This is a genomic window from Micromonospora sp. NPDC049048 (assembly GCF_043197615.1).
Taxonomy (GTDB): domain Bacteria; phylum Actinomycetota; class Actinomycetes; order Mycobacteriales; family Micromonosporaceae; genus Micromonospora.
Genome location: NZ_JBICTM010000009.1, coordinates 180,488 through 205,997, shown reverse-complemented (window position 1 = coordinate 205,997; position 25,510 = coordinate 180,488). Strand labels below are relative to the sequence as shown.

At 74.1% G+C, this 25,510-nt stretch carries 22 protein-coding genes and 1 pseudogene; 5 read left to right on the top strand and 18 right to left on the bottom strand.

Features of this window, described 5'->3' with window-relative positions; translation table 11 throughout:
• Positions 1 to 95: 95 nt before the first annotated feature.
• Complete coding sequence (locus ACGFIG_RS26175) at positions 96 to 2,369, top strand: ATP-binding cassette domain-containing protein (protein WP_393007182.1); 2,274 nt, start codon at positions 96 to 98, stop codon at positions 2,367 to 2,369.
• A 51-nt stretch (positions 2,370 to 2,420) separates the two neighbouring features.
• Here ACGFIG_RS26175 and ACGFIG_RS26170 read toward each other — a convergent pair whose 3' ends face one another.
• Both ACGFIG_RS26170 and ACGFIG_RS26165 read right to left on the bottom strand, forming a co-directional pair.
• On the bottom strand, positions 2,421 to 2,840 hold the full coding sequence (locus ACGFIG_RS26170) for a protein-tyrosine phosphatase family protein (protein WP_393007180.1): 420 nt from the start codon (positions 2,838 to 2,840) through the stop codon (positions 2,421 to 2,423).
• Positions 2,841 to 2,932: 92 nt separating this feature from the next.
• Positions 2,933 to 3,520, bottom strand: coding sequence for a helix-turn-helix domain-containing protein (locus ACGFIG_RS26165; protein ID WP_393007178.1), 588 nt, complete (start codon positions 3,518 to 3,520; stop codon positions 2,933 to 2,935).
• 130 nt (positions 3,521 to 3,650) lie between these two features.
• On the opposite strand from ACGFIG_RS26165, the pseudogene ACGFIG_RS26160 reads away from it, so the two are divergent.
• Positions 3,651 to 4,322: pseudogene (locus tag ACGFIG_RS26160) on the top strand (FAD-dependent oxidoreductase); the annotation flags it as partial.
• Positions 4,323 to 4,377: 55 nt separating this feature from the next.
• Here ACGFIG_RS26160 and ACGFIG_RS26155 read toward each other — a convergent pair.
• On the bottom strand, positions 4,378 to 4,698 hold the full coding sequence (locus ACGFIG_RS26155) for a MazG-like family protein (RefSeq protein ID WP_393007176.1): 321 nt from the start codon (positions 4,696 to 4,698) through the stop codon (positions 4,378 to 4,380).
• Between the two features lie 112 nt (positions 4,699 to 4,810).
• Here ACGFIG_RS26155 and gdhA point away from each other — a divergent pair, with 112 nt between their 5' ends.
• Positions 4,811 to 6,148 carry an NADP-specific glutamate dehydrogenase gene (gene gdhA / locus ACGFIG_RS26150; protein WP_393007174.1) on the top strand — a complete coding sequence of 446 codons (1,338 nt, stop codon included), beginning with the start codon at positions 4,811 to 4,813 and terminating at the stop codon, positions 6,146 to 6,148.
• Positions 6,149 to 6,189: 41 nt separating this feature from the next.
• Here gdhA and ACGFIG_RS26145 read toward each other — a convergent pair whose 3' ends face one another.
• From ACGFIG_RS26145 to ACGFIG_RS26125, 5 genes are all read right to left on the bottom strand, one after another.
• Positions 6,190 to 7,980: an extracellular solute-binding protein gene (locus ACGFIG_RS26145; protein WP_393007172.1), complete on the bottom strand. Its 1,791-nt coding sequence runs from the start codon at positions 7,978 to 7,980 to the stop codon at positions 6,190 to 6,192.
• Between the two features lie 167 nt (positions 7,981 to 8,147).
• A complete protein-coding gene (locus ACGFIG_RS26140; RefSeq protein WP_393007170.1) occupies positions 8,148 to 9,518 on the bottom strand; it encodes a protein kinase in 1,371 nt (456 codons plus the stop codon).
• A 205-nt stretch (positions 9,519 to 9,723) separates the two neighbouring features.
• Positions 9,724 to 10,368 carry a hypothetical protein gene (locus ACGFIG_RS26135; protein ID WP_393007168.1) on the bottom strand — a complete coding sequence of 215 codons (645 nt, stop codon included), beginning with the start codon at positions 10,366 to 10,368 and terminating at the stop codon, positions 9,724 to 9,726.
• A gap of 13 nt (positions 10,369 to 10,381) precedes the next feature.
• Positions 10,382 to 12,160, bottom strand: a complete 1,779-nt coding sequence (locus ACGFIG_RS26130; RefSeq protein ID WP_393007166.1) for a DUF4012 domain-containing protein — start codon at positions 12,158 to 12,160, stop codon at positions 10,382 to 10,384.
• Positions 12,161 to 12,278: 118 nt separating this feature from the next.
• Positions 12,279 to 13,502: a glycosyltransferase family 4 protein gene (locus ACGFIG_RS26125; RefSeq protein WP_393007164.1), complete on the bottom strand. Its 1,224-nt coding sequence runs from the start codon at positions 13,500 to 13,502 to the stop codon at positions 12,279 to 12,281.
• A gap of 162 nt (positions 13,503 to 13,664) precedes the next feature.
• Between ACGFIG_RS26125 and ACGFIG_RS26120 the strand changes: the two genes are divergently transcribed.
• A complete protein-coding gene (locus ACGFIG_RS26120; RefSeq protein WP_393007162.1) occupies positions 13,665 to 14,219 on the top strand; it encodes a low molecular weight phosphatase family protein in 555 nt (184 codons plus the stop codon).
• On the opposite strand, the gene ACGFIG_RS26115 is transcribed toward ACGFIG_RS26120, so the two are convergent.
• Entirely contained in the window at positions 14,200 to 15,660 is a 1,461-nt protein-coding gene (locus ACGFIG_RS26115) for a polysaccharide biosynthesis tyrosine autokinase (protein WP_393007160.1), read from the bottom strand. The two genes, ACGFIG_RS26120 and ACGFIG_RS26115, sit on opposite strands and share 20 nt — an antisense overlap.
• Positions 15,661 to 15,992: 332 nt before the next feature.
• Between ACGFIG_RS26115 and nhaA the strand changes: the two genes are divergently transcribed.
• A complete protein-coding gene (nhaA, locus tag ACGFIG_RS26110) occupies positions 15,993 to 17,315 on the top strand; it encodes a Na+/H+ antiporter NhaA (RefSeq protein ID WP_393007158.1) in 1,323 nt (440 codons plus the stop codon).
• A 202-nt stretch (positions 17,316 to 17,517) separates the two neighbouring features.
• Here nhaA and ACGFIG_RS26105 read toward each other — a convergent pair whose 3' ends face one another.
• From ACGFIG_RS26105 to ACGFIG_RS26065, 9 genes are all read right to left on the bottom strand, one after another.
• A complete protein-coding gene (locus ACGFIG_RS26105) occupies positions 17,518 to 17,799 on the bottom strand; it encodes a hypothetical protein (RefSeq protein WP_393007156.1) in 282 nt (93 codons plus the stop codon).
• Positions 17,796 to 18,161: a DUF1622 domain-containing protein gene (locus tag ACGFIG_RS26100; protein ID WP_393007154.1), complete on the bottom strand. Its 366-nt coding sequence runs from the start codon at positions 18,159 to 18,161 to the stop codon at positions 17,796 to 17,798. Before ACGFIG_RS26100 ends, ACGFIG_RS26105 begins: the two co-directional genes overlap by 4 nt.
• Positions 18,162 to 18,290: 129 nt before the next feature.
• Positions 18,291 to 18,878 (bottom strand): TMEM165/GDT1 family protein, encoded by a 588-nt coding sequence (locus ACGFIG_RS26095; protein WP_393007411.1) that lies wholly within the window; start codon positions 18,876 to 18,878, stop codon positions 18,291 to 18,293.
• Positions 18,879 to 19,217: 339 nt separating this feature from the next.
• Positions 19,218 to 20,183 (bottom strand): L-histidine N(alpha)-methyltransferase, encoded by a 966-nt coding sequence (gene egtD, locus ACGFIG_RS26090; RefSeq protein WP_393007152.1) that lies wholly within the window; start codon positions 20,181 to 20,183, stop codon positions 19,218 to 19,220.
• A gap of 45 nt (positions 20,184 to 20,228) precedes the next feature.
• Complete coding sequence (gene egtC / locus ACGFIG_RS26085) at positions 20,229 to 20,975, bottom strand: ergothioneine biosynthesis protein EgtC (RefSeq protein ID WP_393007150.1); 747 nt, start codon at positions 20,973 to 20,975, stop codon at positions 20,229 to 20,231.
• Between the two features lie 121 nt (positions 20,976 to 21,096).
• Entirely contained in the window at positions 21,097 to 22,419 is a 1,323-nt protein-coding gene (gene egtB / locus ACGFIG_RS26080; protein ID WP_393007409.1) for an ergothioneine biosynthesis protein EgtB, read from the bottom strand.
• Between the two features lie 11 nt (positions 22,420 to 22,430).
• Positions 22,431 to 23,663 carry an ergothioneine biosynthesis glutamate--cysteine ligase EgtA gene (gene egtA, locus ACGFIG_RS26075; RefSeq protein WP_393007148.1) on the bottom strand — a complete coding sequence of 411 codons (1,233 nt, stop codon included), beginning with the start codon at positions 23,661 to 23,663 and terminating at the stop codon, positions 22,431 to 22,433.
• Positions 23,664 to 23,866: 203 nt separating this feature from the next.
• A complete protein-coding gene (locus ACGFIG_RS26070) occupies positions 23,867 to 24,610 on the bottom strand; it encodes a hypothetical protein (protein WP_393007146.1) in 744 nt (247 codons plus the stop codon).
• 16 nt (positions 24,611 to 24,626) lie between these two features.
• The gene (locus tag ACGFIG_RS26065; RefSeq protein ID WP_393007144.1) at positions 24,627 to 25,256 is read right to left on the bottom strand and encodes an RNA polymerase sigma factor; all 630 of its coding nucleotides are present in this window, start codon (positions 25,254 to 25,256) and stop codon (positions 24,627 to 24,629) included.
• Between the last annotated feature and the right edge of the window lie 254 nt (positions 25,257 to 25,510).

Genomic DNA, 25,510 nt, shown 5'->3' with positions numbered 1-25,510 from the left:
CTCCACGGGAGCTCCAATGAGACGATTGAAGGCGGCCTGGCCACCGTAGATGCACCTCGGGCGGAACTGCGCCCACGATCTCGCGAAGGGTTCGCATGCAGCAGCCAGCACGGTCCGCCGCCGACAGCCACGACATGATCGAGGTACGCGGCGCCCGGGAGAACAACCTCGCCTCCGTCTCGGTCGACATCCCCAAGCGCCGGCTGACCGTCTTCACCGGCGTCTCCGGCTCCGGCAAGTCGTCCCTGGTCTTCGGAACCATCGCCGCCGAGTCGCAGCGCATGATCAACGAGACCTACAGCGCCTTCCTCCAGTCGTTCATGCCGAACCTGAGCCGCCCCGACGTCGACTCGCTACGCAACCTGAGCGCGGCCATCGTCGTCGACCAGGAGCGGATGGGCGCGAACTCGCGCTCCACCGTCGGCACCGCCACCGACGCGTACGCGATGCTGCGGATCGTCTTCAGCCGGCTCGGCACCCCGTACGTCGGTGGGGCCGGCGCGTTCAGCTTCAACCTGGCCGAGGGCATGTGCCCGACCTGCGAGGGGCTCGGGCGGGTCTCCGACCTCGACGTCGGTGAGTTGGTCGACGTGGAGCGCTCGCTCAACGACGGCGCGATCAAGGTGCCGAACTTCGCCGTCGACTCGTGGTACTGGCAGAACATCGTCCACTCCGGGCTGTTCGACCCCGACACCAAGCTCCAGGACTTCACGCCGCAGCAGTGGGAGGACTTCCTCCACAAGCCGGCCACGAAGATCAAGGTGGGCGGCAACAACTGGACGTACGAGGGCCTGATCGTCAAGGTCCGCCGGCTCTACCTGAGCAGGGACCGGGAGTCGATGCAGGCGCACATCCGCGCCTTCGTCGACCGGGCGGTCACCTTCGCCACCTGCGCCGACTGCGGCGGGGCCCGGCTCAACCAGGCGGCGCTGTCGGCCCGGATCGCCGGGCGCAACATCGCGGAGTGCTCGGCGATGCAGATCAGCGACCTGGCCGGCTTCGTCCGCGCGATCGACGACCCGTCGGTCGCCCCGCTGGTCGGCAACCTGCGCGACCTGCTCGACTCGTTGGTCGAGATCGGCCTGGGCTACCTCAGCCTGGACCGCGAGTCCGCCACGCTCTCCGGCGGCGAGGCGCAACGGGTGAAGATGGTCCGGCACCTCGGCTCCAGCCTCTCCGACGTCACGTACGTCTTCGACGAACCGACCGTCGGCCTGCACCCGCACGACATCGCCCGGATGAACGACCTGCTGCTGCGGCTGCGCGACAAGGGCAACACGGTGCTCGTCGTGGAGCACAAGCCCGAGACGATCGCCATCGCCGACCACGTGGTCGACCTCGGGCCCGGGGCCGGCACGGCCGGCGGCCGGATCTGCTTCACCGGTGACGTCGCCGGCCTGCGCCGCTCCGACACCCTCACCGGCCGGCACCTCGACCATCGGGTACGCCTGCGCGAGCACGTACGCCGGCCGTCCGGCCAGTTGCCGATCCGCGGCGCCGACCTGCACAACCTGCGCGACGTCGACGTCGACGTCCCACTCGGGGTGCTGACCGTGGTCACCGGGGTGGCCGGCTCGGGCAAGAGCTCGCTCATCCACGGTTCGCTGCACCGCCGCGACGGCGTGGTGGTCGTCGACCAGTCGCCGATCCGGGGCTCCCGGCGCAGCAACCCGGCCACCTACACCGGCCTGCTGGACCCGATCCGCACCGCCTTCGCCAAGGCCAACGGGGTCAAGGCCGCGCTGTTCAGCGCCAACTCCGAGGGGGCCTGCCCGACCTGCAAGGGCATCGGCCTCGTCTACACCGACCTGGCGATGATGGCCGGTGTCGCCTCGGTCTGCGAGCGCTGCGAGGGGCGGCGCTTCACCGACGAGGTGCTCACCTACCGGCTGCGCGGGAAGAACATCAGCGAGGTGCTCGCGATGTCGGCCACCGAGGCGCGGGACTTCTTCTCCGGCGGCGCCGCCCGGGCGATCCTGGACCGGCTGGTCGACGTCGGGCTCGGCTACCTCACCCTGGGCCAGCCGCTCAACACGCTCTCCGGCGGCGAGCGGCAGCGGCTCAAGCTGGCCATCCGGATGGCCGAGCGCGGAAACACGTACGTGCTCGACGAGCCGACCACCGGCCTGCACCTGGCCGACGTGGACCAACTGCTGGCCCTGCTGGACCGGCTGGTCGACGCCGGCAACACCGTCGTCGTCATCGAGCACCACCAGGCGGTCATGGCGCACGCCGACTGGCTGATCGACCTCGGCCCGGGGGCGGGGCACGACGGTGGCCGGATCGTCTTCACCGGCACGCCGGCCGATCTGGTCGCCCACGGCGACACGCTGACCGCCCGGCACCTGCGCGAGTACGTCTCCCGTTGAGCCGCCGCACCGGCCGGGCACCGCCGACTGCGGGTGCCAGGTGGCGGCGGGTCAGGTGAGGCGGCGCAGCCAGCGACGCTGCCAGGGCGTCTCCACGGCCCGCGGCCGGTAGGTGGCGCGTACCCAGTCCACCGCCCGCTCGGGCGGCAGCCCGTCGAGGATCGCCAACGCCGCCAGCGCCGTGCCCGTACGCCCGGTGCCGCCCCGGCAGGCCACCTCGACGCGTTCGCCGTCGTGGGCGCGGCGCAGGGCCTCGGTCAGGGCGTCGATCGCGTCCGCCCGGTCGACGGGAACCCAGAAGTCGGGCCACCGGATCCGCCGGTGCGGCCAGGCTGGCGTCGGCCCGGGCGCCAGCAGCAGGGCGAAGTCGGCGGGTGACGCCTCGTCCGCGATGCGTCGTCCCCGCACCCGCGCCCCGCTGGGGAGTGCGACGACCCCCGTCTGCTCGCCCCACACCCGTACCTCACTCATCCCCTCATCCTTCCGTCTGCCCCCGCTCCCCCGCCGCCCCGCCCGCACCCCCGAGGATCGGGGGGCGGGGCGCGCGGAAGGCGCGAGGGGGGTCAGGGTTCGGCTCTGGGGCGGGCACGCAGGTGGGCGCGTTCGCCCTGTCGGCCGAAGAGGCTGAGGAACTCCACCGGCTCGGCGTCGGCCGACCCGAACCAGTGCGGTACGCGGGTGTCGAACTCCGCCGCCTCCCCCGGCGTCAGCACGAGGTCCTGGTCGCCGAGGACGACCCGCAGCCGCCCGTTGAGCACGTAGAGCCACTCGTAGCCCTCGTGGGTCTGCGGATCGGGCTCCGCCCTGCGGTCGCCGCCCGGGATCACCAGCTTGTACGCCTGGATGCCGCCGGGCCGGCGGGTCAGCGGCAGCATGGTCATCCCGTGGCGGGTGACCGGGCGCAGGTGGATGCGCGGATCCCCGGTGGAGGGGGCGTCGACGAGTTCGTCGAGCGTGACGCCGTGCGCCCTGGCCAGCGGGAGCAGCAGTTCGAGGGTCGGCCGGCGGACACCGGACTCCAGCCGCGACAGCGTGCTCACCGAGATGCCGGTCGCCGCCGACAGGTCGGCAAGGGTGGTCTCCCGCTGCCGGCGCAGCGCGCGCAGCCGGGGCCCGACCGCGCCGAGCGTCTGGTCCAGTTCGTCACCCATGCCGCCATCTTGCCACTTCGGCAACAATGTTTGCCACCACGCCCGTCGCGACCGCAGGGTGGTCGCGGGAGGTGGTCACAGTGACCGATCGGCTGGATGACGGCTACGACGTGGTGGTGATCGGCGGTGGCTGGTGGACGAGCTGCCGGACGTCCCGGGGCTGCGGGAGCGGTGGGGCACCGACGTGCTGCACTGCCCGTACTGCCACGGGTGGGAGGTCCGCGACCGGGCCATCGGCGTACTGGCCAGCGGGCCGTTCTCGGTGCACCAGGCACTGCTGTTCCGGCAGTTGAGCGCCGACGTCACGTACTTCCGGCACACCATGGCGCTCTCCGACGAGCAGGAGGAACAGCTGGCGGCCCGGGAGATCCGCGTGGTCGACGGCGAGGTCGCGGCCCTGGAGGTCGTCGGGGACCGCCTCGTGGGCGTACGGCTGGGCGACGGCACGGTGGCCGGCCGCGCCGCGCTGGTCGTGTCGTCCCGGATGGTGGCGCGCGCGGGTTTCCTCGCGGCCCTCGGGCTCACGGCGACCGAACACCCGGCGGGGGTCGGCGAGCACGTCCCCGCCGACCCGACGGGCCGCACCGACGTGCCCGGGGTGTGGGTGGCGGGCAACGTCACGGACCCGGCGGCCCAGGTCGGTGCCGCCGCGGCGGCCGGCGTGGTCGTCGCGGCCCAGATCAACGCCGATCTCGTCGCCGAGGAGACCCGACGGGCAGTGGCCGCCCGCCGCGACCCGTTCTCCGCGCGCTCCGGGGCAGCGCTGCGCGAACCGGTGGGTGATCGACATCACGGTCTGTGACGCCACGACGGGCCGTCGGCGGGCGGACGACGCGTGGTCGGCGGGCGGGGCCGGCTCAGTCCGGCGGCGGCCCGACGCGGGCACGGACCTTCCCGGCGCACGCGCCGAGCACGGCACGGGCGTCCAGCCCGAGGCTCTCGATCGCGACCAGCGCGGTGAACGCCACGTCCGCCAGCTCCGCCGCCACGTCCTCCCGGCTGTGCGTGACCCCCTTGCGCGGGTTCTGGCCGAGCAGGCCGATCCAGGCACCGGCCGCCTCCCCCGCCTCCTCGGTGAGTTTGAGGATCCGGCAGGTCATTTCGGTCTCTCCGGTGCCGTTGGCGGCGTCCAGCCAGCCGCGCGAGGCCCGCACCGCGTCCCAGATCGTGTCGTCCACGGGACCAGTGAACCGGACCAGGGTTACGGTCCGTATCGCGGGACAGTTGGCGGGTAAGCCGGCATGGGTGATAGCAACAGGGCTACCAGCGCAAACGAAGGGACGTGTCGGTATGCCGGAAACCGTGGAGACGGTGTTCACCAGCGTGGTCGCCCGCAATCCGGGTGAGCCTGAGTTCCACCAGGCGGTACGCGAGGTGCTGGAGAGCATCGGCCCGGCGCTGGCCCGACACCCCGAGTACAGCGAGGCGCAGATCATCGAGCGGATCTGCGAACCGGAGCGGCAGGTCATCTTCCGCGTGCCGTGGGAGGACGACCGCGGCCGGATCCAGGTCAACCGGGGCTTCCGGGTGGAGTTCAACAGCGCGCTCGGCCCGTTCAAGGGCGGGCTGCGCTTCCACCCGTCGGTCTACCTCGGGATCGTGAAGTTCCTCGGCTTCGAGCAGATCTTCAAGAACGCGCTGACCGGGCTGTCGATCGGTGGCGGCAAGGGCGGCTCGGACTTCGATCCGAAGGGGCGCTCGGACCGGGAGGTCATGCGGTTCTGCCAGAGCTTCATGACCGAGCTGTACCGGCACATCGGCGCGGAGACCGACGTGCCGGCCGGGGACATCGGCGTGGGCGGCCGCGAGATCGGCTACCTGTTCGGCCAGTACAAGCGGATCACCAACCGGTACGAGTCGGGGGTGTTCACCGGCAAGGGCCTGGCGTACGGGGGCGCGCAGGTGCGCCGCGAGGCGACCGGCTACGGGGCGGTCTTCTTCGCCGACGAGATGCTCCGGCAGGCCGGGGACAGCCTGGAGGGCAAGCGGGTGGTGGTCTCCGGCTCCGGCAACGTGGCGATCTACGCGATCGAGAAGGTGCACCAGCTCGGCGGGCGGGTGGTCGCCTGCTCCGACTCGTCCGGCTACGTGCTCGACGACAAGGGCATCGACCTGGAGCTGCTCAGGGAGCTGAAGGAGCAGCGCCGGGCCAGGCTCGACGACTACGCCCGGCACGTGCCGCACGCGGTGGCGGTCTCCGGTCGTACCGTCTGGGAGGTGCCCTGCGAGCTGGCGCTGCCGTGCGCGACGCAGAACGAGATCGGCGGCGCGGAGGCCGCGGCGCTCGCCGCCGGCGGCTGCGTCGCGGTGGTGGAGGGCGCGAACATGCCCACCACGCCCGAAGCGGTACGCATCCTCGGCCGGGCCGGGGTGCGGTTCGCGCCGGGCAAGGCGGCCAACGCCGGCGGCGTGGCGGTGAGCGCGCTCGAGATGCAGCAGAACGCCAGCCGGGAGTCGTGGACGTTCGCCGAGTCGGAGCAGCGGCTGCGCGAGATCATGCGGGACATCCACGACCGCTGCTGGAGCACCGCGGAGGAGTACGGGCTGCCCGGCGACTACGTGGCCGGGGCGAACATCGACGGGTTCCGCCGGGTGGCCGAGGCGATGCTGGCGCACGGCGTGATCTGACCGGGCGACGCGGTCCGTCGCGTCGCCCGGCCCCGGCAGGTTCAGAAGCTGCTGACCAGCTTCACGAACGCCTCGTCGATCATGGCGGGGTCGGTGGCGTCGAACGCCTTGCCCGCCGACGCCTTGGCGATGCGGTCCAGGGTGGCGAAGTCGGACTCCCGGTCGAAGGCGATGCAGAAGACCTTGACCGGGCGCTTCGGGTCGAGGGTGACGTCGGCGAGCAGCCGGGCCAGGTCGTTGTCCCGGCTGTACTCGTTCTTGCCGTCGGTCAGCACGACGACGGCGTTGATCCGCTGCGGGTCGTAGCGGTCGAGCACCTCCCGGTGGGCGGCGCGGACCGTCGCGTAGAGCGCGGTGTCGCCCGCGACGTGCAGGCCGGCGATCCGGCTGGTGAGCCGTTTCTGGTCGAACTCGCCGAGCCGGACCTCCTCCCGGTACGGGCCGTTGGGCCGCTTCGACGTCTCGGACGAGAACGACCAGAGCCCGACCCGGTCCTCGGAGTTGAGCAGCGCGAGCCCCTTCGCCGCCGCCGCCGAGGCGACCTGGAAGCGGGTGCGGTCGCCGACGGGGGCCTCCATCGATCCGGACGTGTCCAGCGCGATCAGGATGTTGGCCTTCTTGCGCAGCGTGCTCCAGCCGTCCAGCATCGCCTCGACCACCGCCGGGTTCGGCGGCGCGAAGTAGGTCAACCCGCCGGCGGGCTCGGCGCCGACGCTGGCGAGCAGCTGCGCCGAGGCCCGCCGCTCGTGGTCACGGAAGCCGAGGCGGGCGAAGCTCTCCTGCTGGGTGTCCTCGGTCAGGAACTTCAGGAAGTCGGCCGCCGCCACGCGCTGACGTTCGTCGGCGGACGGCAGCACCACGAACGGGTGGTCCAGGTTGAAGGTGCCCTCCTTCGGGTGGACGGCGACCAGCGGAACCTTCGGCCGGGTGCCCCGTTCCTGGCCCTCCTGCCGGGGGCTCAGCCCGCCCTCGTTGTAGAGGTGGACCAGCTCCTCCTGCATCACGATGGCGCTCATGTCGCCGGTGCCGGCGCCCCCACCGGCCAGGTCGGCCTCGGCGAGGTCGCGCAGCAGGTCCACCGAGTCGTCGCTGTAGTGCGACACGTTGGCCTCGATCTGCCGGACGAACCGGGTCACCTTCGGGTCCGACAGGTCGGCGCGGGTCAGGTCGCTGGAGCGGTTCGCGGCGGCGTAGTAGGTGGCGATCGTCGCCGCCAACCCCGAGGTGGAGAGGTTCGGGTTGTCCTTGCCGAACGTGAAGCGACCCCACTCCGGCCGGCCGAAGCCCGCCCAGCCCTGCCGCCCCGAGAGGCCGAGGACCTCCCCCCAGCCCATCGGCCCGCGCTGGCGTACCAGCTCGCCCTTGGGCTGCGGCATGGCGATGACCAGCGGGCTGTTGGCGATCGACGGGTACTGGTCCGGGGTCTGCGGCGCCCGCCCGGCGGCCCGGTCGAGCAGCTGGAGCTGACCGGTCCAGAGGCTCGACGTCGGCAGCCAGACCTGCGGCTCGGGCAGCCCGGTGCCGCGCCAGCCGGCGGCCAGCGTCTCGGCGGCCTTGCCGGAGTTCAGCGCACTGACGTGCACCTGGGCGCAGCTGCCGTCGTCGAGCGACCGGCCGCTGTCGTTGTACCGCTCGGCCAGCTCGACCAGCAACGCCGCCTTCTCGGTCGAGGAGTTGACGTCCAGGCGGACGGCGCAGTCGGCCCGGGGCCGGTCGGTGCCCGCGTCCCGTTGCCTCACGAGCACGAACGCCCCGGCGATGACCACCAGCCCGGCGGTGACGGCGGCGGTGTAGGGCAACCACTGTCGTGCGCGCGACGGGGCTGGGGCCATGGGACGTCCTCCTCGGCGGGTCGACTGATGGCAGTCAACCTATCGCTGCGACGCCACCGGCGGTGCCAGGCCCCGTGCCCGCCGCCAGTGGCGGGTCTGACCGCTGGGCGGCCTGACCGCCCGTGACGACGGGCACCGGCCGGACGACCGGAACTCCCGATCCACCGTCAGGAGTGGTCGGACCGGCCGCCGAGCGCCGCCGCCACCAGCAACCGGACAACGTAGACCACGACGAAGGCGATCGCACCGGTCGCCGCGGCCACGTCCACCGCGCTCGACGCGACGTATCCGGCGGCGGCGCCGACCGAGCCGAGGAAGATCGCGATCGAGACGCCCCCGGCGTCGACGGACTCGCGGCGCAGCCGCCGCCCCCAGCCACCGCCCGCCGGTTCGGACGGCGAAGCGACCGCACCCCCGACGGCGGCAGAGCGGTGCGGTGCCGCCGGCCCGTCGAGTGGCGGTGCCGCCGGCTCCGGCCCGTCCGCCGACGGCGACACGGGCTGAGACGGCGCCACGGGCTGAGACGGAGACACGGGCCGGGACAGCGACACGGGCGATGTCGCCGGCAGCGTCGGTCCGGGCCCCGCCGCCGCAACCGGCGGGTCCTGGCCCGCGCGGGGCAACGGGAGCGGCTGGTTCGGCGTCGACGCGCCGGCGGTCTCGTTGCCCAACTGGAGCACGGTCTCGCGGCGCAGCGGGCCGGCGTCCCCGACCTGCCCGAGCAGCCGCATCAGCACCTGCTCGGCCTCCGGCCGCTCGGCCGGATCCTTGGCCAGGCACTGCCGGACCAGCTCGTCCAGACCCGACGGCAGCGGCGGCAGGTCGGGCGGCTCGTTCAGCACCCGGTGCATCACCGCGAAGAGCGAGTCGGTGCCGAACGGCGGCCGGCCGCCGGCGGCGAAGGCGATGGTGGCGGCCCAGGCGAAGACGTCGCAGGGTGGCCCGACCGAGTCGTTGCGGAACCGCTCCGGGGCCATGTACGCGGCGGTACCCATCACCTGGCTGGTCACCGTCTCGGTGACGCCCAGGGCGCGGGCGATGCCGAAGTCGATCACCCTCGGGCCGTCCCGGCCGAGCACCACGTTCTCGGGCTTGAGGTCACAGTGCACGACGTCGCAGCGGTGGATCGCGGCGAGCGCGGTGGCGGTGCCGACGGCGAGCCGGTGCAGCGCGTTGCCGGCGACCGGGCCGTTCTCGCGGACGCGCCGGTAGAGGGTCGGGCCCTCGATGAACTCGCTGACCACATAGGGCCGTTCGCCGTCCACGTCGGCGAAGAGCACCTGCGCGGTGCAGAACGGGACGACGCGGCGGGCCGCGGCGATCTCCTTCATGAACTGCGAGCGGGCCCGGGGGTCACTCAGGTCGATGTTGATCATTTTGACCGCCACCTGGTGGCCCTGGTCGTCCTCGCCGAGGTAGACCACTCCCTGACCGCCCGCACCCAGCCGGCCCACCAGCCGGTAGGGGCCGGCGGTGACGGGGTCGTGCGTCCACAGAGGTGCCAGCCCCGGCACCGGCGCGCCGGCCAGTCCTGTCATACCGACTCCATCGATGTCCTGTCCCGACCACCGGGCGGCGGAGGACACCGCCATGGTGCCATGCTCCCGCCTACCGGCCACGCATCCCCGGACGGCCGGCGGCATCGGGGTCGACCACGACGACGCGGGCTGGCGCCCGTCGGAGTTGTCCGACGGGCGCCAGCCTTCTGCGGTGTCCGGGCCCTGCCCGGGGAGAGTTTCACCGTCAGCGCGCGGCTCCCATGCCGAACCGGTGGCGCTTGCGCCAGACCAGCGACAGCAGCAGGAGCACCGCGCCGGCGCCGACGAGGCCGCCGCCGAACTTCATCGGGGTGCTCAGGCTGTCGCCCGTGACGGGCAGCCCCGGCGTGTGCTTCTTGAGCACGGTCAGCGTCGCGGTCGCCACCTGCCGCGGTGGCGTCTGGCCCTCGGCGCGGAAGGTGTAGGTGCCGTGGTGGCGCGGCGTGTAGGTGGTGCGGAAGTAGCCGTTGTCGTCAGCCGTCACCTCCAGGGTCCTGGGGTTCGGCTGGGGCGCCCGCTGGAACGAGACGGGCGCCATCGCGACCATCTCGCCGTTGCTGCGGCGCGCCTGGTCGGCGCCCGGTACGGCGGCGGCGAGCGGAGACGTGCTGACGGTGATGATGACCGTCTCGCCCGACTTCCAGCCGCGGCCGATCAGGGTGGCGGTCTGGCCGACCACGACGGTCGGCGGGATCACCGTGAGTGTCGGGGTGCCGCCCGGCGGGTAGACCGGGGGCTGTGGCGTTCCGGTGCCGGGCGTCGGCTGCGGCTGCGCCGCCCCCGCTGCGGTCGGCGCGGCCAGCACGGCCAGGCCGACCGTGAGCGCCATGATGATGCGGGATAGCCGCATGATTGGTTCCCTCCTACTGATCACAGCTTGGTGCGGAAACAACTTGGGTGGTCCATGGAGTGGCGGTGGGAGTCAGCCACAGCTCGGCGGTGCCGACGCCGGTGGTCGCCGTCAGGACGGTGACCTCCAACGTGCGAGCGTCCCCCGGGCCTACCTCGACGTTGGCCGTGGTCACCTGGCGTCGCCGCTCGGTGCCGCTGCCCACCGCCGTCTCGGCGCCGTCCAGCCGGGCGGCGAGCACCGCCCCACCGGCCGGGCTGTGCACCGACACCAACGTGCGGACGGTGTACGGGTCACCGGCCAGACCGAGGCCGAGGACCGACTTGCTGAGACCCGATTTCGGCGCCGACGAACGCAGGGTGACCCGGAGCCGGAGCTCCCGGCGGCCGTCGGGCCGGCAGTCGCCAACCGTGAGGGTCGCCGACGGCCGGAGGTAGTAGCCGAGCTTCGCGCCACTGCCGTCGTTGAGGAACACGCCGACCGTGGGCACGGTGTCCTTCTCCGGAAGCGCCCCGGCCATCCGGCTGTCGCCGATCGTCCGTTGCTCTTCTGGTCGGGCACTCCAGAACAATATCCGCCGTTCCGTGACAGCACGGTCAAATGAGGACAATAAAGCCTTCGGGTCTACTTCCTTCGTGACCAACGCGTCGAACACGGCAGCGGCGGAGGCGGCGAAGAAGGCGTCCTGCTTCTCGTTGTCCATCCGCTGGTAGCTGTCGCTGAGCACCGTCTGCACGACCTTCTCGGCCGCCAGCGGGACGCCGCCGGGCACCATCACCGGGCCGGTCGCCTTGAGCAGGTACGACAGCACGACCGGGTCGACGGCGAGCACGCCGTCCACCGTGGTCCCGGTACGCCGCCGGAACATCTCACGGTAGAGGGCGGCGGCGGTCGGGAAGTGCGGGGTGAGGTTGACGTCGGCCGGGTAGGTGCCGGGCAGGTCGGCCCAGAGTCTGCGTACCTCCGCGGGCACCTTCAGCGGTGGCTGGAACAGGCCCAGCGCACTGCTGGTGCCCTGCTTGCCCATCCTGACCCGGCCGTCGGCCGCGTGGATGACGGCGTACGCGCCGATCATGCCGCCGGTGGCACGCAGCTCGGCGGGGTTCTGGGAGACGACGAGGTAGTCGCGGGGACCGTCGGCGCCCAGCAGCGGCGGGAGCAGTCGGGTGGCCTGCCCCGCGGCGGCGGTCAGGCCGCCCAGCCGGTCTATCTCGCCCCGCAGGTCGGTGAGCGCCTGCCGGACCTGTCCGACCAGTCCGTCGGTGGGGACCGCCGCGAGGCTGTCCCGGGCGCCCTGGACCGTGGCGTCGACCGCGTTCAGCTCAGCCGACAGGGCCCGCAGCCGGTCCACGTCCAGCCGTCCGCCCGCCGGCACCAGGCTGGTCAGGTCGGCGCGCAGCAGCGGCGGGAACGCCTGCCGGGCCAGGTCGTCCACGGCCACCGCGATCTGCCGGACCGCCGCCAGGTTGTCCCCCGCGTACGGGGTGTGCCGACCGATCCACCAGCCGGGGTCACCGGTCGCCGACCGGGCGCTGCCGGACTGCTCCTGCAACGCCGCGAGGGTGCGCTGCGCCTTGGCGGTGTCGCCCCCGAGCACCTGGGCGCTGAGTTCCCGGGCCAGGCCGGCGGCGTTGAGCAGGTGGGCGCGGGCCTGCCAGCCCCGGAAGCCCACCCAGCCGCCGGTGAGCAGCAGCAGCGAACCCACCACGAGGGTGGCGAGCAGGGCCGGGCGCACCTGCCGCCGGCGGCGGGAACGGCCACGCCGCCGACGCCGTCTCGCGCTCTCGGTCACACCACACGTCCTTCCTGGGCAGCGGCGGGCGGACCCGTTCCGCTGCTGTTCCTACTGCTAACGATCGTTCTCACCCGGAGATGACGCTGTTGACCGGTACGCGAGCCCCGCTCACCGCTCATCTGGGCTTCGAGGTCCCCGCGGCCGCCTCGTACAGCAGCCGCTCGATCCGGTCCACGCCCGCCGACATGGACATCTCCCGCAGGTACGCCTCCCGGCCGCGCCGGCCCATGTCGGCCCGGGCGGGCGGCGGAATGGTGGCCGCCAGCCAGAACCGGTCCGCCAGGCTCGCCCAGTCCTCCGGTGGGCAGGAGAGCCCCGCCCGGGCCCGCTCCACCAGCTCGGCGGTGTCGCCGCCGGCGGAGGCCACCACCGGAGCGGCGCAGGAGAACGCCGCCTGGAGCTTCGCCGGCAGGGTGCTGCGCAGCTCGGGAAGGTCCCGCAGCATGACGAGCTGGTAGTCGGCGGCGGCGTACAGCTCCGGCATGTCGGCCGGAGACCGCCGCTCGACGAAACGCACGTTCTCGGCACGCAGGTCGTCGGCGAGCCCCCGCACCCGCCGCTCGTCCGCGCCCGAGCCCACCAGGACGAGGTCCACCGTCTGCTCCAGCGCCGCCGCCGCCCGTACCGCGGTCTCCAGGCCCTGCCGGGCGCCGATGGTGCCGGCGTGCATCACCACGCAGCGCTCGTCGCGCCGCACCAGCCGGTGGGCCGCCCGGCTGGGCCGGGCCGGGTGGAAGATCCGCTCGTCGGTCCAGTTGAGGACCATCCGCACCCGGGCGGGGTCCGCGCCCGCCGCGACCACCCGCTCGCGCAGCGACGGCGCGGCGACCGCGATCCCGTCGGCCGCCCGGTAGGCACGCGCCATCGAGGCGGCGATCCGCCCGGCCCACCGCCCGTTCTCGGCCCCGACCGGCTCGTCCTCCGCCCAGACGTCCTGCACGTGCACGACCGTCGGCACCCGGCCCAGCAGCCGGAGCAGGGCCGCCGCGGCGAAGGCGTTCGCCGGCGGCAGGTGTACGTAGAGGGCGTCGACGTCGGCCAGGAACGACCGTCCGGCCAGCGCCGCGCTGCCGGCGAACGACAGGTGGCCCGCCATCCGGCCGCGCACCGACCCGTCGCCCGCCGAGTAACGCGGGATCCGCCGGACGGTCAGCCGCTCGCTGCGGGTCTCGTGCCGCCAGCGCTGCCGCCAGCCCGGGTAGACGTGCCCGCCCGGATAGTCGGGGAAGCCCGTCAGCACCTTCACCTCGTGCCCCCGGACGGCGAGCTCCTCGGCGAGGCTGCCCGGGATGAACGCCGGCTCGGGCGGGAAGTGGTAGGACAGGATCCCGATCCTCACCGGCGCGCCTCCGTCCGGACCGGGCGGCTCGGCGCGGCACCGTGACGTGGACGCGGCCGGCGCGCGTACGATGCCGACAACCCCTCCACGTCCGGCCGGTTCCGACGGCCAGCCGCCGTCCCGGCGCCACCGCCCGCGACGGCACCGACGAGAGGGGTCCGCATGGTCGACCGGGTGCTGTTCGTCTGCCACGCCAACCTGTGCCGCTCACCGATGGCCGAGTACATCGCCCGGCGCCTGCTGGCCGGGCTCGCGGTGACGGTCGCCAGCGCCGGCACCGACGCCGTCGACGACCTGTCGATGCACCCGTACGCGGCGGGCCTGGCGGCGGAGACCGGCGGGGACCCCGCCGACTTCCGCAGCCGCCGACTGCGCCCGGAGTACCTGGCCGGGGCGACGCTGGTGCTCACGGCGACGCGCCGCCAGCGCTCGGTCTGCACCGCGCTCGCGCCGGCCGCGCTGCACCGGACGTTCACCCTCCGGCAGTTCGGCCGGCTGGCCGCGGCCGCCGAGCCCACGACGGATCCGGCCAGCGGCCCCCTGCGGGCGGCGGTCGAGGCGGCCGCCCGCGCCCGGGGGCGGCTGCAACCCGCCGCCGGGGACGCGGACGACCTGCGGGACCCGATCGGCGGTACCGTCGCCGACTTCCGACGCTGCGCGGAGGAGATCGAACGGTCCATGCGACCCCTCGCGGCGCTCATCGGGACAGCCGGGTGAGTTCCTGCGTACGGTCGCTGACGACGCCGTCGATCCGCTCCGCGTGCCGGGCGGTCGGGGCCGAACCGGCCGGCGCGTCCGCGGTCGCGGTAGCGGCGACCACCCGGTAGGCCTCGTACTGGTACGCCTCCGCCTTGGCCACCTTGGCCATGTTCAGTACGCAGCCGAGCAGCCGGACGGAGACCGAGTTCAGGGCACGGGCGGCCTGCGCCACCTGGCTGCGTGAGGTGCGGCCCTGCTGGGAGACCAGCAGCGCGCCGTCGGCCTGCACGGCCACCACCACGCCGTCGGTCACGGCCAGCAGCGGGGCGGTGTCGATGATGACGATGTCGGCGGACTCCCGCAGGGCGAGCAGCAGGTCCGCCATCGCCTTGGAGCCGAGCAGCTCGCTGGGGTTGGGCGGCGCCGACCCGCTCGGGAGCACCAGCAGGGACTTGTCGCCCCAGCGCTGCACCACGTCGCCGACCTGGACGTCGCCGACCAGCACGTCGGTCAGCCCGATGCCCGCGTCGAGCCCCAGGTAGTCGGCGACCTTCGGGCGGCGCAGGTCGGCGTCGACCAGCAGCACCCGCCAGCCGGCCTCGGCCAGGGCGATCGCCAGGTTGCAGGAGAGCGTGGTCTTGCCCTCGCCCTGCAGGGCGCTGGTGACCGCGATGACGCGCGCGGGCTCGTGCACGTCGACGAAGCGCAGGTTGGTACGCAGCTTGCGGACCGCCTCGGCCCGGGCGGAGTTCGCCGCCTCGCCGACGATCAACGGCTCCGACTTCGCGGTGCTCTCGAAGGGGATCTCGCCGAGCAGCGGGCTGCCGGTGGTGCGCTGGAGGCCGGCGGCGTCGCGCAGGCGGACGTCGGCGACGCCCCGCAGGATCGCCAGGCCCACGCCGGCGAGCAGGCCGAGCAGCGTACCGACGGCGACGTTGCGGACGGGCTGCGGCGAGACGGGGGTCGGGGTGACCCGGGGCCCGCTGACCACCTCGATGCGGATCGGGCCGGCCTTGCCGTCCTGGGTCGTCTCCACCTTCTGCACCAGCTCGACGAACTTCGCGGAGAGCACTTCGGCGACCTTGAGCGCGCGGTTCTGGTCCGTGTCGGTCACCGACGCGCGCAGCAGCACGGTGCCGGTCTCGGTGGAGGTGCTGACCCGACGCTGGATCTCCTCGGCGGTGAGCCCGACCGGGTTCTCGGCGACCACGCTCTGCGCGAGGCGGTCGCTGGTCAGCAGTTCCGCGTAGGACTTGACGCGCTGCTGGAGGAAGAGGCCGCCCTGGTAGGCGTCGGTGACGCCCTGGCTGGGCGTGGTGACGAAGAAGGTCACCGACGCCACGTAGCGGGGCTGCGCCCGGACGGTGACGAGTGCGGTGACGCCGAGCGCGACCATGACGGTGAGGAGCACGATCCACCAGTGCCGGCGCACGAGGCGGAGTTGGCGATACAGGTCCATCAGGCGGGCCTCCGTACCAGGCCGGTAACGCCAAAGAACTTCACGAAAACCCCCAAGGTCGACTTAATCTCGTGAAACCATTAAAGCGACTCATACGCCTTATGTCCCGAGTTACGTACTTTCACCCCTTGACATATGCGCCCGACCCACCACCGGACAAACGGGCGTACGGCGTCCCGGGTGGCGGGGAGAAGCGACCGGACGTGAAGTGGCCCGCAGACGGGCGTCCGGAGTCGCCGGTCAGGGCAGAGCTGGATAGGGTCGGGGGCGGTGTGCCGGGAAGCCTGGTCGGCGTCGCACAGTGCTGCCCGAGACCCGAGGTGGATCCCCGCATGACCGACCGCACCCCGCACGCCGACCCGTCGCCCCCGAACCGCCGGTTCTTCTCGCGTACGTCCTGGCCGGAAGCCCGTTTCCTGGCCGACGTGCTGCGGACCGAGACCGTCGGCGGCGGCCTCCTGCTGCTCGGCGCGGTGATCGCGCTCGCCTGGGCCAACTCGCCCTGGGAGTCCTCCTACGCCGCCCTCAGCACGTGGGTGCCCTGGCCGGGCGGCGCAGGCCTGCACCTGGACCTGGACCTGACCGCCTGGGCCGCCGACGGCCTGCTGGCCATCTTCTTCTTCGTCGTCGGGCTGGAACTCAAGCGGGAGTTCGTCGCGGGCGAGCTGCGCGACCCCCGCCGCGCCGTGCTGCCCGTGGTCGCGGCGGTCGGCGGCATGGTGGCGCCCGCCCTGATCTACCTCGCGGTGAACCTCGCCGCCGGCGGCGACGGGCTGCGGGGCTGGGCCATCCCCACCGCGACGGACATCGCCTTCGCCCTGGCCGTGCTCGCCGTCATCGGCTCCCACCTGCCGCAGGGCCTGCGCGCCTTCCTGCTCACCCTCGCGGTGGTCGACGACCTGCTCGCCATCACGGTCATCGCGTTCTTCTACACCGACGACTTCAGCCCGCTGCCGCTGCTCGCCTCCCTGGCCCCGATCGCCGTCTTCGGCCTGCTCGTGCAGCGGCGCAAGACCTGGTGGTGGGCCCTGATCCCGCTCGCCGTCACCGCCTGGGCCCTCATGCACGCCTCCGGGGTGCACGCCACCGTGGCGGGCGTCCTGCTGGGCTTCACCGTGCCCGTCCTGCGGGGCAGGACCGGCTCCCCGCACGGGCTCGCCGAGCACCTGGAGCACCGCTGGCGCCCGATCTCGGCCGGGTTCGCCGTGCCCGTCTTCGCGTTCTTCGCGGCCGGCGTCTCGCTGCGGGGCGCCGACCTGGGCGCGATCGTCACCGACCCGATCGTGCTCGGCGTCGTCGCGGGCCTGGTGCTCGGCAAGGCCGTCGGGATCTTCGGCTCGACCTTCCTGCTCGCCCGGTTCACCCGGGCCCGGCTCGACGAGGACATCACCTGGACGGACCTGCTCGGGGTGGCGCTGCTCGCCGGGATCGGGTTCACCGTCTCCCTGCTGATCGGCGAACTCGCGTTCGGTCCGGGCAGCACCGCCGACGACAACGTCAAGGCGGCCGTGCTGGCCGGCTCGGTGATCTCCGCGGTGCTCGCCACCGTCGTGCTGCGGCGGCGCAACGCCGCCTACCGGCGGATCGCCGAGGCGGAACAGGTCGACGCCGACCACGACGGCGTGCCGGACGTCTACCAGCGCGGGCAGGGCTGACCGGTACCAGCGCGGGCAGGGCGGACCGGGCCGGCTGGCTCGGCGGAGCACGAGGCGTGGCGGACCGCCGCGCCGCCGGTGGGCCGCCGCGCCGACGTGGGCCGCGCCGCCGGTGGGCCGCGCCGGCGGCGGGACCGCGCCCGGTCGGCGTCGGCCCGTCGCCCCGGTCGGCCGTGGCGGCCCGCTGCCGGGTCGCCGTGGTTCAGCGGGTCGCGTCCGGAGCCCGCGCCGACGGCTGCCGGGCCGGGCCGGGCGGCCCGCCGGCGGTGAGCGCGGCCCAGAGCAGCCGGCGCAGCCCGACGATCGCCGCCGCCGCGGCCAGCTCCGTCCAGCCCTGGCCGCTCGCCAGCCGCAACAGGCCCGCGGCGACGAGCAGGTCCAGCAGTACCCGCATCGCCGACCGCCAGGAACCCGTGCCGAGCAGCACGGCCAGCCCGGCCAGGGCGGCGGCCGCCGTGACGGCGGTGACCAGGGCACGGATCACCTGCCGCGCTCCGCCGCGCTGATCTGCCGCTGCTCCTGGCGGATCTCCCGGCCCAGGAAGTAGTTCAGCGCGGTCCGGATCGCGGCGATCGCCGCCAGCTGGCCGATCTGGGTGAAGGTCGGCGAGACCGCCGTACGCAGGATGTCGGCCGCGAGCTGGAACTCCAGCCCGAGCGTGAGGAACCGCCCCAGGGAGAGCCGGATCGGGGTGAACACGGCGGCGCTGCGGTGCCGCAGCCCTTCGACCACGAACCGCAGCGCCGCCCACGCCGCCCCGACGAAGATGACCGTCGCCCCGGCGACCTCCACCGCGGTGACCAGGGCCTGGTAGCCGTGGCGCAGGATCTCCTCGACACCCACCACCCGCTGGCGTTACCCGGCCAGCATGGCGGTAGTCGGCCAGCGTGACTGGTAGTCGGCCAGCAAGGCGGCAGTCGGCCGGCGCGGCGGGCCCGGCGGCGGTCGGCGCGGCGGGCCCGGCGGCGGTCGGGGTCAGGTGAGCTGCGTGACGGCCTCCAGGATCAGCCAGAGCCCGCAGATCGCGAAGAGCACTGCGGCGCCGTACTTGATGGTCTTCTCCGGCAGTCGCCGGCCCAGCATCCGCCCGACGAGGATGGCGAGCGCGTCCGCCGCGACCATGCCGATCGTCGAGCCGAGCCAGGTGCCGAACCAGCCGTACTGGGTGGCGAGGGTGATCGTGGCGAGCATGGTCTTGTCGCCCAGCTCGGCCAGGAAGAACGCGACCGAGACCGCGACGATGGCCGACTTGCTGTTCTTCTCGGCCTTGCGCTTCTCCTCCTCGGTGAGGGTGTCACCGCGCAGGGTCCACGCCCCGAAGCCGAGGAACGCCAGGCCCGCGACGAGCGAGATCCACTCCGTCGGCAGCGCGGCACCGAGCCCGTAGCCGATCGCCACCGAGGCCAGGTGCACCACGGCGGTGGCGATGGTGATCCCGATGAGGACCGGTACGGTCTTGAAGCGGGTGGCGAAGGTCAGGGCCATCAGCTGGGACTTGTCCCCCAGCTCCGCGACGAAGATGACGCCGAAGCTGACCGCCAGCGCGACGAGGAAACCTTCCATGACATCCTTCCGGATCATGCCGGGAGGAGGTACGGGGGCGCCCTCGACCCGGCTGCTACAGCCTGGGTCGAAGGTCTCGCCCGCCTCGGATCACGAGGCCGCGTGGCCGGATGCGGAACGCACCAGTGTGTCGACCACGACATTGGGGGCTACTCCCCTTCGCGCCGCCCAGCCTAGCGGACCGCCGCAGGGGTCCGCCCCGGCGGGTGAGGCTGCTCACCCGCCGGGGTCCGCACCGGCGCGCTCGACGCCCGTACCGGCGTCGCCGCCCACGGGCACCCGGCCCACGGGCACCCGGCCCACGGGCACCCGGCCCACCGGCACCCGGTCACCGGACGGTCACTCGGCGCGGGCCAGGGTCACGCCGAACAGGCCGTCCGGGTCGGTCCAGAAGTCGTGGGCGGCGAGGCGGGCCGCGCCCAGTTCCGCGGCGATGCCCTCGGGCCGGAACTTCGCCGACACCTCCGTACGCAGTTCCTCCCCCTCGGCGAAGGTGACCGTCAGGTCGAGCACCCGTACGCGCATCGGCCGCCGTGCCCGCAGCCGCATCTCGATCCACTCCCGCCGCGGGTCCCAGAGCGCCACGTGGGCGAAGCCCTCCGGGTCGAAGTCGGCGCCCAGCTCCCGGTTGACCACCCGCAGCACGTTGCGGTTGAACTCGGCGGTGACCCCGGCCGCGTCGTCGTACGCCGGCACGACCACGGCCGGATCCTTCACCAGGTCGGTGCCGATCAGCAGCCAGTCCCCCGGCTCCAGCGCGTCCCGCATCCCGGCGAGGAACCGCGCCCGCTCGGCGGGCAGGAGGTTGCCGATCGTGCCGCCGAGGAAGAGCACCAGCCGGCGCCCCCCGGTCGGCAGGCGGTCCAGGTGGCGGGTGAAGTCCCCCACGATTCCGCGTACCCGCAGCCCGGGATAGTCGGCCGCGATCTGGGCGGTGGACTGCCGCAGCGCGCTGACCGACACGTCCAGCGGCACGAACGTGCCCAGCCCGCCCCGGCGGGTGAACGCGTCCAGCAGCAGCCGGGTCTTCTCCGACGAACCCGAACCGAGCTCGATCAGCGTCTTGGCGCCGGTCAGCTCGGCGATCGTGGCCGCCCGCTCGGCCAGCACCGCGCGCTCGGCCCGGGTCGGGTAGTACTCGTCCAACCGGGTGATCTCCTCGAACAGCTCGCTGCCCCGCGCGTCGTAGAACCACTTGGGCGGCAGCCACTTCTCCTCGGCCGTCAGGCCGGTGCGGACGTCCTCCCGCAGGCTGCGGCCCAGGTCCTGCTCCTCCAGGTGGATCTCCAGCGGCTCCGCGCCCATGTCATCCCCTTCGTCGTCGGATGGAACGTGCCTGTGGGCCGGCGGTCAGACCTCGGCGAGGGCGCGGACGCGCACCCCCGTCGAGGTGGCCTCCACCAGCCGCCCCTCCGGCACCGCCTGCCAGCCGGGGTCGTCGTCGTGCGGCTCGGACGCCAGCAGCACCGACGCCGGCGTCGCGCGTAGCGACAGCGCGTGGCCGGCGACGCTGGCCACGACGCTGCGCCCGTCGGTGAGCAGCAGGTTGAGCCGGGACCCGGGTGCGGCCCCGGCCACCGCCGTCACGGTCTCGGCGATCGCGCGCGCCGGCTTCACCCCGGCCCGCAGCCGGTGGCGGACCAACGCCCACAGCAACGCCGAGTCGGTGGACGCGTCGAGGGTGAGCAGATCGCGTACGGGCAGGGTGGCGGCGAGCGCGACCATCGAGTCGGGCCAGCCCCGCACCACCCCGTTGTGGCTGAACAGCCAACGTCCCTCGGCGAACGGGGCGGCGGCCCCGTCGAGCACCGCCATGCCGACGGTGGCGGAACGGACGGCGGCCAGCACCGCGCCGGCCGACGTGACCGCCGCGAGCTGGGCGATGGTCGGGTCGCTCCAGATCGGCTGCGACCGCCGGTAGCGCACCGGCTCGCCGTCGCCCGGGTACCAGCCGACGCCGAAGCCGTCGGCGTTGATCGTCCCGCCGCCGCGCATGTCGCGCGGCGCCCAGGACTGCCGCACGAGGGAGTACGGCGGGTCGAACAGCAGCTCCCGCAGGGTCACCGGCGGTCCCAGGTAGGCCAGGTGGCGACACATCAGGCCGCACCGCCCTGCCCGGCGGCGGGACGGCCCGGGTGCCCGGCACCCGTGCCACACGGCCCGGCGGCGGGACGGCCCCGCGCAAGGCAGGCGAGCCGGCGGCCCGGTGGCGACGCCATCACGGCTGCGCCTCCTCCGGCCGGGCGTCGCGCGCGCAGCGGAAGCCGCTGAAGATCTGCCGCCGGATCGGGTAGTCCCAGTTGCGGAAGGTGCCCCGGCAGGCGGCCCGGTCGGTGCCGAACGAACCGCCGCGCAGCACCAGGTACTCCTCGCCGAAGAAGACCTCCGAGTATTCGCGGTAGGGGAACGCGGTGAAGCCGGGGTGCCCCCGGAACGGGGTGCAGGTCCACTCCCACACGTCGCCGATGAGCTGGTGCACGCCCAGCGGCGAGGCGCCGGCCGGGTAGGCGCCCACCGGCGCGGGCCACAGGTGCCGCTGGCCCAGGTTGGCGTGCTCGGCGGTGGGGTCGTCGTCGCCCCAGGGGAAGCGGCGGGAGCGGCCGGTGGCCGGGTCCCAGCGGGCCGCCTTCTCCCACTCCGCCTCGGTCGGCAGCCGCTTGCCGGCCCAGGCCGCGTACGCCTGCGCCTCGTACTGGCAGACGTGCACCACCGGCTCGTCGTCGCGTACCGGCGTCCACCGCCCGAACCGCCGGCAGGCCCAGCCGTCGCCGTCGCGCCGCCAGTGCATCGGCGCGACCAGCCGCGCCTCCTGGCGGTGCGCCCAGCCGGCCGGGCTCCACCAGCGCGGGTCGTCGTAGCCGCCGTCGGCGATGAACTCGCGGTAGCGCCCGTTGGTCACCGGCGCGGCGTCGATCACGTACGCCGGCAGGTGGACCCGGTGGGCGGGGCGCTCGTTGTCCAGCGCCCACGGGTCGGTGTCGGTGCCCATGGTGAACTCGCCGGCCGGCACCAGCACCTCGGCGTCGACCCGCACCTTCGGCTCCGGCGGCGGCGGGGCGTGCAGCACCGCCGGGCCGGCGCGCAGTTGGTGGGTGGCGAGCATCGTCTCGTCGTGCTGCTGCTCGTGCTGCACGATCATCCCGAAGGCGAAGCCGTCGGCGACCAGCGGCCGCTCGGTGAACGCGACCCGGTCCAGCAGGTCGAGCACCTTGTCCCGGACGGTGAGCAGGTAGGCGCGGGCCTCCTGCGGGGGCAGCAGTGGCAGCGCCGGGCGGTCCCGGCGGGGCTGCTTGAACGCGTCGTACAGGTCGTCGATGTCCCGCCGGACGGGTTCGCGCCCGCCCACGTCCCGGACCAGCCAGAGTTCCTCCTGGTTGCCGACGTGGGCGAGGTCCCAGACCAGCGGGGACATCAGCGGCGAGTGCTGCCGCATCAGGTCGTCCTCGTCGACCGTCTCGGTGAGCAGGGCGGTGCGGGCGCGGGTGCGCTCCAGCTCCGCCGCGATCCGGCTGCGCAGCTGCTCCGCGCCCGCCCGGTGGATGGTCGCTCCGGTCACCGGTGGCTCCTTCCCGCGGCGTGCCGCCGCCGTCGTAGGCCTCGGTCGATGTCATCGTGCAGGGCCGCCGGCAGGTCGAGCCGGGGCAGGGCCGCGAGGGCCAGGTCGAACAGGTCGGCCGCCGCGGCGGCCAGCGCCGGATCGCGCAGACCGTGGCGGGCGGCGGCGTGCCAGCGGTGCGCCACCGGCCCGGCGACGACGCGGGCCGCGCGGACCGTGCCGGGGTCGGCGAGCAGGGCGGCCAGCATCGCGAGCGGGAGCACCCAGCCCCGACCGGGTTGCGCGTCGAGGTAGCGCAGCTCCAGGTAGCCCCGGGGTCGCACCGGCGGAAAGAGGGTGCTCACGTGGTAGTCGAGGTCGTCGGTGGTGGGCGGCCGGGGCAGCGCCCCGTCGACCCAGTCGGCGAAGGTGATCCCCGGCGGCGGCGTCCAGTCGGGGCCGTCGTCGCGCACGCAGAGCAGCGGGGCGGCGAGGACGTAGCTGGTCCAGGCGGTGACCGGGTCGACGTCGGTGTCCGGCGTCCAGACGGGCCGGGTGCGGGCCGGTTCGATGCCGTACCAGGCCGCCATCCGGGCGGACGCCCAGCCGGTGCTGCGCCCCGCGTGCCGGTCGGCCGTGGCGAACGCGGCCAGCAGGGGCGGCCCGAGCGCGTGCGCCGCCGCCCAGCGCTCCGGCAGGTGTTCCGGCTCCCCGGCGTCCAGGCAGACCTGGAGACCGGCGGTGCTGTACATCATCGTCCGGCCGGCCGGCCCACGTCGGTCGAAGACGTGGCGCATGGCGCGGTAGCGCGGGCCCTCGACCACCGGACGGGGCGGCCGGTGCGGGTCGATGCCGCTGCGCCCGAGGACCAGACCGGCGGCGGCGAGCAGCCCGCTCAGCTCGGCGATGTCGCCGTCGGCGGCGTGGACGAGGGTTGCGACGGAGGAGCGTGGCGGGGTGGATATCTCCACCTGCCCGCCGGGCTCGACGGTCACGATGCCGCCGTGCGCGAGCGGCTCGGCGGGGCTCGCGCAGTCGAGGGTGCGGGGGCTGTGCCGCCCCAGGGCCGCCCGTAGCCGCTCGCCGTCGACCGGGCGGGCGGGATCGGCGGCGTCGTGCACGGTCCACTCGAGTTCGACGCCGGTGCGCGTCGGTGGACCGGTCTTGAAGCAGATGCGCGCGAGGTGGCCCTCGGCGGCGGCGGACTCCCGCAGGACGGTGGTCCGGTCGAGCTCCGGCGACGTCACCACAGGACGGTCTCCCTTCCCCGGCCGACTTCCAAGCCGTGTCACCGTAACGCCACCCACCGTCATCGGCGAGGGCAGCGGCGACCCACCCACTTCTGTCTAGCAGACGATTTTCGTGCCTCCGGGCGGAACGTGCAGCGGAAGCGGCGGACCGGCCCGACCGGTACGGGCCGGCGGAATCGGCCGCCCGGGGCGACCGCGACGGGTCAGTCGTCGGAGGTCGGGACCGGGGTCGGGGACGTCGCCTTCTCCGGCGGCTGCTTCGCCGCCGCGTCGGGCACCAGCTCCCCGCAGAAGTCCTCGACCCGCTCCCGGCCCCCCGCAGCGGTGACGAGGCGGGCGAACGAGGGGTTGTCCAGCGCCTTCTCCCGCTGCTCCGGCTTCTTCGCCACGTACGCCCGGCAGAGGCCGCGCAGTTGTTCGGCGGGCGGCTGTGGCGTCTCCGCCGCGTCGCCGGCGGTGGTGCCGGGGACCGGTGCGCGCGAGGTGGGGGCGGCGGTGGGGCCGGGTGGCGGCGCCGGGGTGGGGTGGCCGTCTCCGGTGGCCGCCGTCGGCCCGTCCCGATCCGGCTCCGTGCTGGTCGGCGCCGGGGTGGCGGGGCGCGGCGGCGGAGCCGGATCGTCGGCACGGTCCAGGGTGACGGCCGCGAAGGCGGCGCCCGCCGTCGCGGTGATCGCGATACCCGCACCCCAGGCGACCGCGCCAGCGGTGAAGCGGCGGCGGCGTGGTGCCGGGGCCTGTGCCGCGGCGCCGACCGCGCGGGCCGCGCGGAAGGCGGCCACGGCGGCCTCCTCCCCGGCCAGCTCACCGGGGCGGGTGGGGGCGGCGGCCGCGGCGAGCAGCCGGGCGAGCGGCTCGGGGTCGGCGGTGTCCGGCGCCCGGCCGTCCGCGCGCGCCGCGTCGAGCAGCCGGTCGTGGTCGACCGGCCGCTCGGTCCGGCGGAAGAACATCCTGTATCCCCTCACGTCAGCCGTCCGCCGGTTCGGCGTGCGACGCCTGCCGCCGTCCGGTCCGCGGTCGGGGCGGCACGACGGCCTCGAGGGTGGCCGGCGACCGGGCCGGGTCGTGGCGTTCCAGCAGGGCGGCGAGCCGGCGCAGCCCCCGGTGGGCTGCGGTGCGTACGGCGCCGGGCCGGCGGCCGAGCACCCGTCCGGCGGTCTCGGCGTCCAGTCCCACGACCGCACGCAGCAAAACGGCCTCGGCCTCGCGGGGCGGCAGGGTGGCGATCAGCGCGAGCGCCGCCTCGGTGCCGATCGCCTCACCGGCCCGCTCGGCGGTGTTCGCGTCACCGGCCAGTTCGGCGAGCGCCTGCACCGGCACCGGCAGCGAGGGCCGACGGCGCTGCCGGCGCAGGTGGTCCATGGCCCGGTTGCGGGCGATGGTGACGGTCCAGGCCCGGAACTCGCCGCCGGTGAAGGTGGGCAGGTCACGGGAGACCTGCAGCCAGGTCTCCGAGGCGACGTCCTCGGCGTCCGCGCCGACCAGGGCGGTGAGGTAGCGGAGCAGACCGGGCTGAAGGCTGCGGTAGAGGAAGCGGAAGGCGTCCTCGTCGCCGGCCTGGGCCGCCACGACCGCCTCGTTCAGCTCACCCGCCATCGGGCCGCCGCCTCCGTCCCGTGGACACGCGCAGGCGGCGCACGCCGACATGGACGTGCGCAAGGCAAGCACGGTCCGGCAACCGGACCTGATCCCGCACCCTCAGCCCCCCGCTGACCTGATCACACCCGGGCCCGGCCGCCCGGACGACACGTCCGAACTCCTGTCCAGCCGGCACTGCCTGTGGCGCAGGTGCCGCGGCGACGCGGTGGGGCGGGCCCGAGCCGGGCTAACGCTAGGAGCGCCGGGTCGAT

Coding starts and splice junctions, on each gene's coding strand:
- gdhA (WP_393007174.1), top strand. CDS start 4,811: ATGCCGGAAACCGTGGAGACGGTGTTCACCAGCGTGGTCGCCCGCAAT.
- ACGFIG_RS26095 (WP_393007411.1), bottom strand. CDS start 18,878: ATGGAAGGTTTCCTCGTCGCGCTGGCGGTCAGCTTCGGCGTCATCTTC.
- ACGFIG_RS26175 (WP_393007182.1), top strand. CDS start 96: ATGCAGCAGCCAGCACGGTCCGCCGCCGACAGCCACGACATGATCGAG.
- egtC (WP_393007150.1), bottom strand. CDS start 20,975: ATGTGTCGCCACCTGGCCTACCTGGGACCGCCGGTGACCCTGCGGGAG.
- ACGFIG_RS26135 (WP_393007168.1), bottom strand. CDS start 10,368: ATGCGGCTATCCCGCATCATCATGGCGCTCACGGTCGGCCTGGCCGTG.
- ACGFIG_RS26070 (WP_393007146.1), bottom strand. CDS start 24,610: ATGTTCTTCCGCCGGACCGAGCGGCCGGTCGACCACGACCGGCTGCTC.
- ACGFIG_RS26140 (WP_393007170.1), bottom strand. CDS start 9,518: ATGACAGGACTGGCCGGCGCGCCGGTGCCGGGGCTGGCACCTCTGTGG.
- ACGFIG_RS26120 (WP_393007162.1), top strand. CDS start 13,665: ATGGTCGACCGGGTGCTGTTCGTCTGCCACGCCAACCTGTGCCGCTCA.
- egtD (WP_393007152.1), bottom strand. CDS start 20,183: ATGGGCGCGGAGCCGCTGGAGATCCACCTGGAGGAGCAGGACCTGGGC.
- ACGFIG_RS26170 (WP_393007180.1), bottom strand. CDS start 2,840: ATGAGTGAGGTACGGGTGTGGGGCGAGCAGACGGGGGTCGTCGCACTC.
- ACGFIG_RS26065 (WP_393007144.1), bottom strand. CDS start 25,256: ATGGCGGGTGAGCTGAACGAGGCGGTCGTGGCGGCCCAGGCCGGCGAC.
- ACGFIG_RS26115 (WP_393007160.1), bottom strand. CDS start 15,660: ATGGACCTGTATCGCCAACTCCGCCTCGTGCGCCGGCACTGGTGGATC.
- nhaA (WP_393007158.1), top strand. CDS start 15,993: ATGACCGACCGCACCCCGCACGCCGACCCGTCGCCCCCGAACCGCCGG.
- ACGFIG_RS26145 (WP_393007172.1), bottom strand. CDS start 7,980: ATGGCCCCAGCCCCGTCGCGCGCACGACAGTGGTTGCCCTACACCGCC.
- ACGFIG_RS26165 (WP_393007178.1), bottom strand. CDS start 3,520: ATGGGTGACGAACTGGACCAGACGCTCGGCGCGGTCGGGCCCCGGCTG.